This is a genomic window from Gracilibacillus alcaliphilus (assembly GCF_016909015.1).
Classification (GTDB): domain Bacteria; phylum Bacillota; class Bacilli; order Bacillales; family Amphibacillaceae; genus Gracilibacillus; species Gracilibacillus alcaliphilus.
This window is the reverse complement of sequence record NZ_JAFBFA010000025.1, coordinates 35,319-46,828: the sequence shown is the minus strand read 5'-3', so window position 1 is coordinate 46,828 and position 11,510 is coordinate 35,319. Positions and strand designations below refer to the sequence as shown.

The 11,510-nt window shown below is 32.9% G+C and carries 12 protein-coding genes; 8 read left to right on the top strand and 4 right to left on the bottom strand.

The genetic code is table 11. The features are described 5' to 3' along the window. Nucleotides 1-158: 158 nt before the first annotated feature. Nucleotides 159-557 carry a hypothetical protein gene (locus tag JOD18_RS16450; RefSeq protein ID WP_204670207.1) on the bottom strand — a complete coding sequence of 133 codons (399 nt, stop codon included), beginning with the start codon at nt 555-557 and terminating at the stop codon, nt 159-161. A 426-nt stretch (nt 558-983) separates the two neighbouring features. On the opposite strand from JOD18_RS16450, the gene JOD18_RS16445 reads away from it, so the two are divergent. From JOD18_RS16445 to JOD18_RS16435, 3 genes are all read left to right on the top strand, one after another. Beyond that, nucleotides 984-1,358, top strand: coding sequence for a BlaI/MecI/CopY family transcriptional regulator (locus tag JOD18_RS16445; protein ID WP_204670206.1), 375 nt, complete (start codon nt 984-986; stop codon nt 1,356-1,358). A gap of 8 nt (nt 1,359-1,366) precedes the next feature. Continuing rightward, on the top strand, nt 1,367-2,533 hold the full coding sequence (locus JOD18_RS16440) for a M56 family metallopeptidase (protein ID WP_204670205.1): 1,167 nt from the start codon (nt 1,367-1,369) through the stop codon (nt 2,531-2,533). Nucleotides 2,534-2,604: 71 nt separating this feature from the next. Beyond that, complete coding sequence (locus JOD18_RS16435) at nt 2,605-3,015, top strand: hypothetical protein (protein WP_204670204.1); 411 nt, start codon at nt 2,605-2,607, stop codon at nt 3,013-3,015. 201 nt (nt 3,016-3,216) lie between these two features. Here the strand turns inward: JOD18_RS16435 and JOD18_RS16430 are convergent, their stop codons facing one another. From JOD18_RS16430 to JOD18_RS16420, 3 genes are read right to left on the bottom strand one after another with little or no spacing between them, the layout of a single operon-like run. After that, nucleotides 3,217-3,780 (bottom strand): SCO family protein, encoded by a 564-nt coding sequence (locus JOD18_RS16430; protein ID WP_204670203.1) that lies wholly within the window; start codon nt 3,778-3,780, stop codon nt 3,217-3,219. 2 nt (nt 3,781-3,782) lie between these two features. Further along, on the bottom strand, nt 3,783-5,195 hold the full coding sequence (locus tag JOD18_RS16425; RefSeq protein ID WP_204670202.1) for a sensor histidine kinase: 1,413 nt from the start codon (nt 5,193-5,195) through the stop codon (nt 3,783-3,785). A gap of 1 nt (nt 5,196) precedes the next feature. Then, nucleotides 5,197-5,871 carry a response regulator transcription factor gene (locus JOD18_RS16420; protein WP_204670201.1) on the bottom strand — a complete coding sequence of 225 codons (675 nt, stop codon included), beginning with the start codon at nt 5,869-5,871 and terminating at the stop codon, nt 5,197-5,199. 411 nt (nt 5,872-6,282) lie between these two features. Here JOD18_RS16420 and JOD18_RS16415 point away from each other — a divergent pair, with 411 nt between their 5' ends. The 5 genes from JOD18_RS16415 to JOD18_RS16395 all read left to right on the top strand — a co-directional run bounded on the left by JOD18_RS16415 (nt 6,283) and on the right by JOD18_RS16395 (nt 11,337). Continuing rightward, nucleotides 6,283-7,572, top strand: coding sequence for a NosD domain-containing protein (locus tag JOD18_RS16415; protein ID WP_204670200.1), 1,290 nt, complete (start codon nt 6,283-6,285; stop codon nt 7,570-7,572). Next, nucleotides 7,559-8,224: a nitrous oxide reductase accessory protein NosL gene (locus JOD18_RS16410; RefSeq protein ID WP_204670199.1), complete on the top strand. Its 666-nt coding sequence runs from the start codon at nt 7,559-7,561 to the stop codon at nt 8,222-8,224. The genes JOD18_RS16415 and JOD18_RS16410 overlap by 14 nt, the downstream gene beginning before the upstream one ends. Nucleotides 8,225-8,245: 21 nt before the next feature. Beyond that, nucleotides 8,246-9,076 (top strand): ABC transporter permease, encoded by an 831-nt coding sequence (locus JOD18_RS16405; RefSeq protein WP_204670198.1) that lies wholly within the window; start codon nt 8,246-8,248, stop codon nt 9,074-9,076. Beyond that, complete coding sequence (locus JOD18_RS16400) at nt 9,063-9,788, top strand: ABC transporter ATP-binding protein (RefSeq protein ID WP_204670197.1); 726 nt, start codon at nt 9,063-9,065, stop codon at nt 9,786-9,788. The genes JOD18_RS16405 and JOD18_RS16400 overlap by 14 nt, the downstream gene beginning before the upstream one ends. Nucleotides 9,789-9,993: 205 nt before the next feature. Beyond that, the gene (locus tag JOD18_RS16395) at nt 9,994-11,337 is read left to right on the top strand and encodes a PepSY-associated TM helix domain-containing protein (protein ID WP_204670196.1); all 1,344 of its coding nucleotides are present in this window, start codon (nt 9,994-9,996) and stop codon (nt 11,335-11,337) included. Nucleotides 11,338-11,510 lie beyond the last annotated feature (173 nt).

Sequence of the window (11,510 nt, the reverse complement as noted above, 5' to 3'; positions counted from 1 at the left end):
GCTATTCAAGTTTACCCTTTTTTCAAAAGTATATAGTTTTATATCAGATTGCAAATGTAACCGAAAAACTAAATGGTGTATGTTAATTATAGTGAAACGGATTCATAAATTGGCTAAAGAAGATTATATTGATTGCATAACAAATGTTTATTGTAACTTTAATTAGGTGTCCATTCCCCTGAGGTCGTTGCACGCTTCATGGTAGTTGTGGAAGTGGATATATTTAAACGTACTTTTTTCCCTTTATATTTGCTAGCATTCCCTTTATAATCCATTGTTTTTTTCCCTTTAGATGAATAGGTATTTTTGCTGGTAATATTTTTCCCTTTCGTATTCTCTATCCAAGAGACTAATGTTCTATTTTTCTGTATAGATCCTACTTTATTATAGGCAGATCCAGTAGTTTTTTTCTTTTTCGGTTTTGATTCATAATCAGCGACTGCTGGTACAGTAGTTTCATAGTCATAGTAAGTAGCAGCATGAGCAATTAAACTCGTACTCGACAGTAAAAAAAACGTAGCCACAAGTGTTCCGACGATTTTTTTGCATTTCTTCAATATTCACACCTACTTTTTATAATAGTTTTTTAAATCAAATAATCAAAATCCGGATCAAAGAGAATTAGTAGCACCATTAATGTTTTTCGGTTACGTCTACAATCTAGTAAAAACAGTAGAAGTCTTCTAAAGTTTTTAAACGAAAAATAATTAAAAACCCCCTCTTTTTACAATGTATTGTTGTAATTAACACAATGATGAATTTAATAGAAAATATTACTACATAAATGTAATTATATTTAATACTATATCATTGTAGTTATAATTGCGCAAATCAAAATAAGTGAAATCCGAATGTTGAATAAACAAAAGTGAATTATGAAATTGTCAGTACATTGACATAATTATTACGTTTTAGTAGTATAAAGAGGATAAGTACAATTTATATAGGTATGAACAAAGAAATAAATATAGGTGGTGTCTATATTGTCAGATTTTCGAAGTTTATCTGAAACAGAAATGAAAGTCATGAAAGTGATTTGGAAAATGGGGCGTCCAGTTAAATCTAATGAATTATTGGAGATATTTTCTGAAAAAGAAGGAAAAGAGTGGAAAGGGCAAACGATAGCAACTTTTTTATCAAGACTGGTGGATAAGGGAGTATTGCTAATCGAAAGAGAAGGTCGACCAAATACCTATGTTCCCCGTCTTTCTTTTAAGGAATATAAAAAGAGAGAAGCGCAAAATTTCTTAGAAACAATGTATCAAGGATCAATCAAGAGTTTTTTAGCGACTCTCTATGATGACAAAATATCCCCTGAAGAACTAGAGGAACTCCAAAAGTGGTTTTCAGATAAGTAGGTGTAATAATGAGTGAATGGTTAAATATATTAATCGGCTTATCGGTTGCTGGAAGCAGTGTCTTCGTTTTGTCTTTCTTTATAACACTTGTTTCTAAGGAAAGAATCCATGCTAGATGGCATTATTGGAATAGGAAATTGTCCCTTTTCTTTTATCTTATTCCTATATTTTTAATACCTGGGATTTACCACATATTCTCAAAGGAAAATCAACTCATTTCTTTTGAGAATATATCTATTGTGGATCAAAACACAGTATGGTTAACAACAACTTTTATTCTGCCTCTATTTATGATATGGATAATAGGAGTAATTGTTACGAGTTTATGTTTTTGGTATTGGTACCGACGCTTTAACAAAAAGTTGAAAAAAGTCCTTGTGTCAGTACCTAGAGAAAGTAACATACAACATCTTTTGTACAGAAATATGAAAAATATGAAACTAGCAAATAATATAGACATAAAATTCTGTAAGACTAATATGAGTCCTGTTTTGATTGGGATTTTTAAACCCACTATTGTACTGCCAATGTACGATATTCCATATGATGAGTTAGATATGATTATAAAACATGAAGTTACTCATTTTAAGAAAAGGGATTTATGGATAAAGAAAGTTATGCTACTTGCTACCATTCTCCATTGGTATAATCCGCTCATCTACGTCTTGAGAAAAGAAGTAAATAAGTGGAGTGAACTTTCTTGTGATGAAGATGTTGTCATGGAAATGTCTCATTCGGAAAGAAAAAAGTATGGCGAAACTATATTAAATATGATTAAACGAGCAAATCAAGATGTCACTCCATCCGTTCTAGGAGCCTCTTTTACAACAGGGTCAGCCAATTTGAAAAATAGGTTGATAAAAATATTAAAAGTAAAAAAGGGAAACAAGCGTGTATTCGTTCTATCTGTAACTGTATTGTTAACGCTTGGATGTATAGGGGTTGCAAGTTCTGCATTCACCCATGAAAACACATCCATAGTGTCAGATAGAAACGATCTAAATGATAACGAAAAGGCGACCTTAGAATTTGATGACGAAAGTACGGAAGAAGTAGGAGGGGATTTTGAGATAATTTCAGTTAAAAAGTCAGATGAATCATTCTACTCAAAAGAAGATTGGCAAGAAATTCTTAAACAAATTGAAAATAATGAAATAATTTTAGAAGATGAGTAAAGAACAGACAAACCAATAGTCTTACTCGTTATAAATAAACGAAAAAAAATGAATGGGGAGAAATGGATAAAATGATTAATATTGTTGAAGATGATCATTCAATAGCTGTATTTACGGAGGAAAAAGATTGGGCGATAGAGGAAGAACTTATTGATGGAATTTCTCCTTTTTCCACCTTTAGTATCAGTCATTCGGCTCTTGGTGTAAAAAAATATGTTAAGTCAAATAAAGCATTTAATATTAAAAAGGGAAAAAAGATAAAGATAAAAAGCGTTAAATGGAGTCCATCAGGACAAAAAATTCAATTAGGATTTATTAATGCTACTAATGGTAAGCAGTATTGGACAAGGAACTACACTGGCGGTAGCAAAACTGGAGGAACTTTCAGCCTTAATGGACCAAGTGGCAAGTACTATATTGCTATTCGTACTCCATCAACAAATAGCAAATCAATTAATGTTAAGGGACAATTTGAGTTTTAATGTTCTAATAAACATTTATAGGCTCTGTTAAACTTTTAAATCACAAAATTTAGGGAAACCTAATATTAGGTTTCCCTATCGTATAGAAGTTTACGGTGGTCAAATTTAATGACTAGGTTTTGTTTCACTAAAGTTAATGTATATTAAAGTTAGGTGATGAACCGTTGTGTTTTGGAATATCTTATTATTCTCCTTTTTTTATTAACGAATTTCCTTTATTTTTTTTATTACTTCTTCTACATAAGACTCATCAATATAATTAAACTCATTTAGGACATAACCTTGGTCATCTACTAGGTAAAAATTCGTTCCATGAATAACTTGGTTAGAAGTGTCAGGTTTTTGAACAATCGTTTGAAATTGCTCTCTCGCAAACTCTTCAATAGTTTCTTGAGAGTACCCTGTCAACATATGCCAATTTGTTTCGTTATTCGTGAATTGTTGTACATATGCCCTTAATACTTCTGGAGTATCAAGATTAGGATCTACGGTGAATGAGACAAACTCGACTTTTAAGTCATTTTCCTCTATTTCTTTTTGTAGAGACGCCATTTCAAACATCATAGGGGGACAAACCGTGTTACAATTTGTAAAAATAAAGCTTGCAATCCAAACTGTTCCATTTAAATCGTCTGTTCCAAATGGTTTCTCATGTTGATCTATAAATGAAAATGGATCAATTTTATTCCCAGTAGATTGATTCGCACTACAAGCTGATAAAATTAATAGACAGACAAGAGAATAGATTATATATCGAATCTTCATGATTATCTTTCCACTCCTTCTATGTCCAGATAAGGCAATTGTATGGTAACAGTTGTTCCCGTTGATTGATCACTTGTGATAGTAAAATTCCCTTTATGTAATCGGACAATTTCTTTTACTATGGATAATCCTAATCCAGTCCCCCCCGTTGTACGATTTCTAGCTTTATCTGTTCGGAAAAAACGTTCTCCGATTCGATCGATATCTTCTGTTGGGATTACTGTTCCGTCGTTGTTGATTTGCAATTGAACTGCTTTGTTTACTTTTTTGAGTTTAATTGAAATAGTACCTGACGGTAACGAATACTTAATGGCATTATCGATGATGTTATAAAACACTTGATGAATTCGTTGTGAATCACCTAATACAATAAGATCTTCTTCCATATCAAGTGTTAAATGTATTTTTTTTTCTTTTATATGAATCTCGAATAAATCGATTGCATCTAATAATAATTGTGCAATGGCAATTGGTTGCATGTCTGTTGAATATGAATTTTCCTGCAAATAATCCAAATCAACGAGATCATTAATCAGTTTACTTAACCGCTCTGTTTCTTTTTGTATAGTTGTTAAATAATTTGTTGCTTCTTCTGGAGAAGTATATATTTTTTGTTTCAATGCCTCGGTATACCCTCCAATATACGTAAGAGGCGTACGTAGCTCATGTACAATGTTTGAGGTGAATTCTTTTTTACGTTCTTCCAGTTGTCCTAATGATAAGCACATTTGATTAAATGCTTTAATTAATTGACCAATTTCATCCTGACGATCTGTTTGTATAGTATTTGAATAATTTCCTGTTGAAACTTCATCTGATAATCGTTGTAAATCTTGGAGAGGTTTGAATATGGATTTCCAGACACGAGTAATTATCAAGAAGAAGATGCAAAAAAACAATGTTCCAACAACAAGTAAAATCGGAATACTATCACTAAATACATCTTGAATAGCTTCAAGCGGGACATATATATATATAAATCCAATGAGCCCTTGGTCACCTTTGATTGGAAATATTGCTCCTAAAATCTCTCGATGGAGTTCTTCAACAAATCCTTCTTTCATTACATATTTCCCTTGTTCTAATTCAGACTGATCGTGTGAATCAATAAGATTCTCATAATTTATTTTATAGGGGAAATACGAATACAATTCATCCAATTCATCCACAACGATAATTTCATATTCGGAAACAACATTATACCATTGGATTTTTTCAATAATTTCATCACTTAATTCTCCATAATGATAATGGGAAGCTGTACGTTTACCTTGATGGACGATGGAGTCTTCAATACTTGATACATATAATTTAGAGTACAAATAATGGATAAATAAAAAAGAGAAAAGAACAGAAAAGCCAATACTAAAAATGATTATAAGTAATATTTTTTTATTAAATGTTAGATTTTTCATTTTACACCTCAAATTTATAACCAATCCCCCAAACAGTTTCAATCAAATTTCCATGGTCTCCCATTTTTAATCTCAAGGTCTTAATATGAGTATCCACTGTTCTTTCGCTGCTTTTATGATCTTCACCCCAGACGAGATGTAATAATTGTTCTCTTGAGTAAACGCGACCACTATTTTTCGCAAGAATATTAAGTAGGCCAAATTCCTTTCGTGTTAATGAAAGCGGGGAATCATTTAGTTTTACTTGGTGTGATACATAATCAATTAAAAGGGGACCAATCGTCAGAACATTGGAATCTTCCTTGTTAGCGTAGGCTCGTCTAAGAACCGATTCGATTCTAGCAAGAAGCTCTCCTGGCATGAATGGCTTAACTATATAATCATCACCGCCTAGCTTTAGGCCATGAATCTTATCCCATTCTTCTCCTTTTGCCGATAAAAAAATAAGTGGGATCGATGATAGTAATTTAGCTTCTTGAGCAAATGTAAAACCGTCCATAAAAGGCATCATTACATCAACAATCAATAAATGCGGTTTAGTTTTATTTAATAATGAAAGAGCATGCGAGCCGTTTGTTGCTTCAAAGACAGTGTACCCGTCTTTCTCTAAGAATGCTCGTATCATTTTTCTCATTTGTTCTTCATCATCTATTACCATAACAATGGTTTGTTTCATACAAAAACCTCACTTCAACAATATATCCCTATACAGTCAATTATACAAAAAAATGTGAAGTATGTGTGAAGTCAGGCATTTCACTATTCATCCTCCTTTCTAAATTAAAATTTTCCTGCACTTAACAGCAAAAATAATTAAAACCTTAATAACAATTATAAGGCTATTATTGTAACTGTATTTTCAAAATAAGCTCACAATTACTTCACATATATATTGTACTATTTTGTTAATGCGTTTAATGGAGGTGAAAAGTCATTAATAAATCAGGGTTGTAGAAGTATTTGTAAGATAGCCAAATGACAAGACTTTCTTTGCTTAAAAATGAACGAACTAAATATTATTATTCGAATAAGTGAAGCTTGCAGGCTTATAAAGGAGGTGTTTAGTATTAGAAAAGATTTTATTATCGTGGCATTCGGATTACTGTTGATCTTATTTTCTCCTGTTTATGTAAATGCACAAGAAAAATCTATTCAACAGCAAATGAAAGAATCACAAGTTAGCGAGACTATTAAACTGAGTGAAGGTGAATATGAGGAAAGTATTGTTATCGACAAGCCTATTCATCTTGTTGGTGACGAAAATGCAACATTGCTACAAAAAGGTTCCAATCCTGCTATTACCATCAAGTCAAATAATGTAATAATTGAAAATTTGAATGTTAAGCATATAGCTACTGACAGTAAGGCGCCTGCCATTTTAATAAATGGTGACGATAATGTATTAAATGAAATCAATATTCTTACAAACAGTTACGGAATCCAGTTAGGTCAAGCGAATGCTAATATTCTATCAAATGTTAGCATTGTAGGAAATGAAAATGAATCAATAAAAAACCGAAAGCATGGGATTGACTTATGGGAATCGCATGATAATGAAATCTATGATACACAAATCAAATATGTTCAAGATGGTATTTATATTGAAAAAGGTAATGAAAATAAAATCCATCGTAATATTATCTCCCATTCTCGATATGGAACTCATCTTATGTTTACAAAAAATACTGAACTTATGGAAAATGAATCGTTTGAAAATATAAGTGGTATGTATATTATGGGAGACGAAGGAACAGTAGCGAAACATAATATATTAAGAAACAATCAGAAAAATATTCAATCGCTAGGCTTGTATATTTTTGATACGACGGGAGCCACCATCTCGGAAAATTCAATTGTGAATAACCGGATAGGATTTCTTATTGAAAGTGCGAGTGACAATAAATTAGCCTTTAATAAGGTACAAGGTAATTATATCGGTATGCAATTTAAAAGGGCTGAAAATAATGATATTGTTAACAATTCATTTGTAGCAAATGTTGTGCAAGGCCAAGCAACGGAGAGCTCCGATAATAATACGAATCAAAATTATTGGGGAGATCATCTTGGCTTAGATATAACTGGTAATCAAACGAGTGACTTAACATATAACGTTGATCCATTTTTCTTGAATATAACACGTGAATATTCACCTTTTCAATTATTATTTCAGTCGCCCGGAATGGTATTTCTTGAACAACTTATTTCTACACCTGTCGACCAACAACTCGTTGATGTGTCTCCATTAATGGAAAATCCATTAGCTGCCTCAGACAATCAACCTGTCAATCAAGGAACTATTTTCTTATGTTGTATGTCTTTACTGATTATTAGTATATTTATTATTTATTTGGGGGTAAGAAAGAATGAAAAAGTTTAGTTTATTATTTACGTTTTTAACAATGTTTACGTTGATTTTAGCTGCATGTGGGGATAACGATAATACAGACGAAGGAGAAAATACGGAGGCTGAAGATACAGAATCAGCGGAAGCTACTGAGTTAGCGTATGAACCAGAACCTATTGATCCAGATAAAGATGTTTGTGTCGTATGTGGAATGGCTATTGCAGATGATGAGCATGCAACACAGATTATATTGAAAAATGAAAAATCATTAAAGTATGATGATATAGGCGATATGTTTGTGTGGTTAGAGGAAAACGGGGAAGACGATATTGGAGCAAAATTTGTACGCGACTTTCATACGAGGGAATGGATTCAACTTGAGGATGCAACGTTTGTTCATGATGAGGAAATCAGTACACCGATGGGATTTGGCGTCATTTCATTTAAAGATAGTCAAGAAGCAGAAGAATATATAGAAGAAAATGGCTTTGGCGAACTCTTAAGTGCTACTGATTTATACGATCACGAATGGAAAATGCTGAAGCATGATCACGAAGGTGGACACAATCATGGAGATGGACACGACAATGAAGGAGAACATGGTCATGGAGAAGACAGCGATCACGAAGGTGAGCACGACAATGAACATGGTCATGGAGAAGACAATAATCACGAAGCAGAATGATAAGATAAAGGTGATAACATGTTGCATATCCTAACAGTAGCGAAGAGAGAAATAAAACTAGGATTCAGAAACTCTTGGACCTATGCCTTTTTAATCCTTTTGAATATATTTACAATTGCTATATTATTGTTACAATCAGGTGTTGGAACTGTCGAAGGATATAATGATATGACTGGAACGGTAATAAACATGACTTTATATTTATTACCGTTAATTACCCTGTTACTTGGGGGATTTTCAGTAACCAGTGAAAAAGAAGATGGTCAGTGGGGATTACTTTCTACCTATCCAATCTCCGTCTATACGTTTTTATGGGGAAAATGGCTCGGTCTAGCTGTTATCCTTGTAGCTATGCTCTTTTTTAGTTTTGGACTTGCTGGAACTATCACCCTAGTATTTGGACAAAGATTAAGTATGAGTACGTTAACTTTCTTTTTACTATTCTCTATTGTTTTAGCGTTGGTTTATTTAAGTATCGCTCTACTCATCGGTTCCATTGTGAAGAATCGTTGGCAATCACTTGTCCTGGGAATAACAGTATGGTTTTTGACCATTATGATTTGGCCATTGTTAATGATTAGTACACTCAGTCATTTACCATCGTATAAATTAGTTCAACCTATCTTACAAGCGCTGACCCTTTTAAATCCTGCAGAATTTGTTCGTGTTTTTTCCATTATGAAAATGGGAGCTGGTTCAGCTTTTGGTCCAGACTATTATCAGTGGATTACATGGGCAACGAGTAACAATGGATTACTTATTTTTTCGGCAATAATTTTAAGTTGGATACTCCTATCCGTATTTATTGGTGGTTTTATCTGGAGCAGAGGTGAATATAATGGAACAGTGTGACATAGCAGTTGATATACAAGGTTTATCGAAACGTAACAAGAAAAAGCAATTACTGCTGCCTCTCGATTATCACCTTTCCAGTGGGAAGATACTTGCTTTATGTGGCGGTAACGGGGCAGGTAAAAGTACACTTATCCGCTTGATTGTGGGGTTGATTAAACCAACGACAGGACATGTAACAATCAATGGACTGAATAGAAAAAAACATAAACAGCTATTTTTAAAGCAATTTGGTTATATGCCTGATGATTTTCAGTTTCAAAAGTCAATGACAACAAAAGAAACGATTCACTTTTATTCAAAAATCAAAAGCATTGGTAAGACAAGATACGAAGAAACATTAGAAGAAGTGGGTCTCCTTGATAAATTAAATGAGAAGGTAGGTAACTTCTCAAAAGGAATGAATCAACGTCTTTTGTTAGCTCAAGCACTCTTGGCAAATCCAAATATACTTATCTTGGATGAGCCGACGAACGGATTAGACCCATATTGGGTGAAACAATTTTGCGATCTTATGCTACAAGCTAAAAAAAATGGACAAACAATTATCTTTTCAACTCATGACCTTCATATTGCTGAACAAATTGCTGATGAAGTTTTGTTTCTTAGTGAAGGTGAGGTGATTAGTAAAACTCCAATTAATCAGTACCGTGATACCGGTTTATATGAAACATTTCAACAGCTTTATTGCAATTCTATTCAAGAAAAATAAAGTTCAACTAATCGGGCCGTTACTTGCTGTTGGATCTCCCACTTAGAAATGACGAGATCCCTTATTGCTTGAAGCAGGAGTCTTACAAAAGCTCTTCGATGGAGCGAGTAATCGCAGTCCTAGCCAGTTACACTGCGATAAAACGTGCTTATATGTATATGAGCCAAAGATGTTTATAAAAGAATAAAAAGGAGTGTAACTTAATTTGAAAAATACCTATAATCCTTTACAAAGGTTTCATTTTTATGCAGCATTGTTTATCACTCCATTATTACTTACGTTAACTTTATCAGGTATCGGGTATCTTTTTTTCACTGATGTGGAAAATAAAATATATCAACATGAATTTTTTGGTAAAAGTGAAGAAACTGAACAACAAACACTTAAACAAGCCGTTAAAGAGATTGAGGAAACGTATAATGGTTACAGTATAAACAAGATTAGTATTATGGAAGAACCTTATAATGATAGAGTAACAATTAGTAATGAAGATGGGAATCAACAGTATATCTTTTTAGATGAAAACAATCAAATAGTTGCTAGCCAAGAAACTAAATATACTTATTCTAATGTAATGAGAAACGTACATAGTTCACTATTTACGGAAAACACATTTATTAACTATCTGGTAGAGTTAACTGCATGTTGGACTATTTTCATGATTGTTTCTGGAACTTATATGTTAGTTAAAAAGAAACTCATTACGAATAAAAATAAGAAATTAAGATTTCAAAAATGGCATGCTTTATTAGGATTAATTCTAGCCATACCATTGTTTGTTATTGTATTAACTGGTCTTCCATGGTCAGCATTCATGGGAAGTCATATTAGTAAGTTGGGAGAAGATTATCCAAATTTAGGACGTACAGAGTTACGTTATAATCCACCTAATTCAGACGTTAATGAGATTCCTTGGGCGACTAGAAGTAAAAAAGAACCAATGTCTGATAATGATGAACATAAAGGACATGCTGATCATCATGGCACACTAGGTTCAGTTACTAATTTACCTAACCAAATAACAGTTGATGAAATTAGTAGTATCGCTCAAGAAGAGGGTATTTCTAAGCCGTTTTCTATTGTATATCCATCAGATGAAAAAGGCGTATTCACTGTATCTAAAGGGAGTAATTCAGGTGTCACTGGGCTGGATGTTTCACCAGATGAAGAAACAACCGTTTATTATGATCAATATAGCGGCGAAAAGCTAGGAAAAGTGGATTATGAAGAGTATGGTATCATTGGTAAATGGTTTACTTGGGGCATTCCATTACATGAGGGTCATTTATTTGGTTTGCCAAATAAAATAATGAACCTATTGGTCTGTATTGCATTTTTGGGTACTATCGTAATTGGTTTTGTATCTTGGATCAAACGTACCAAAAGCTTTCCTAAAATACTCCCCAAAAGAGTTAACAAACCAGTTTCTATTTCTGTTATATTGATGTTAATAGTACTTGGTATGTTGATGCCATTGTTTGGACTATCTATTATTCTTGTGTTAATTATTGAATATATTTTGTATTTCAAGAAAAAAGCAGTGTCTTAAGACATCGCTCAGCATTTAGATAAAGCAGATGTTTTTTCGATCTTACTTACCTTCTAGATTATATAAACAGCCTCTATTTTGTCTTATACTGTCATATTGGTTTTTCCAGATAATTATGAACATGCAAATCTACAAAGTAGTTACTTAATCAAAACGCACGTCATTTTCCTAAT

Coding starts and splice junctions, on each gene's coding strand:
- JOD18_RS16425 (WP_204670202.1), bottom strand. CDS start 5,195: ATGAAAAATCTAACATTTAATAAAAAAATATTACTTATAATCATTTTT.
- JOD18_RS16435 (WP_204670204.1), top strand. CDS start 2,605: ATGATTAATATTGTTGAAGATGATCATTCAATAGCTGTATTTACGGAG.
- JOD18_RS16430 (WP_204670203.1), bottom strand. CDS start 3,780: ATGAAGATTCGATATATAATCTATTCTCTTGTCTGTCTATTAATTTTA.
- JOD18_RS16440 (WP_204670205.1), top strand. CDS start 1,367: ATGAGTGAATGGTTAAATATATTAATCGGCTTATCGGTTGCTGGAAGC.
- JOD18_RS16410 (WP_204670199.1), top strand. CDS start 7,559: ATGAAAAAGTTTAGTTTATTATTTACGTTTTTAACAATGTTTACGTTG.
- JOD18_RS16400 (WP_204670197.1), top strand. CDS start 9,063: ATGGAACAGTGTGACATAGCAGTTGATATACAAGGTTTATCGAAACGT.
- JOD18_RS16420 (WP_204670201.1), bottom strand. CDS start 5,871: ATGAAACAAACCATTGTTATGGTAATAGATGATGAAGAACAAATGAGA.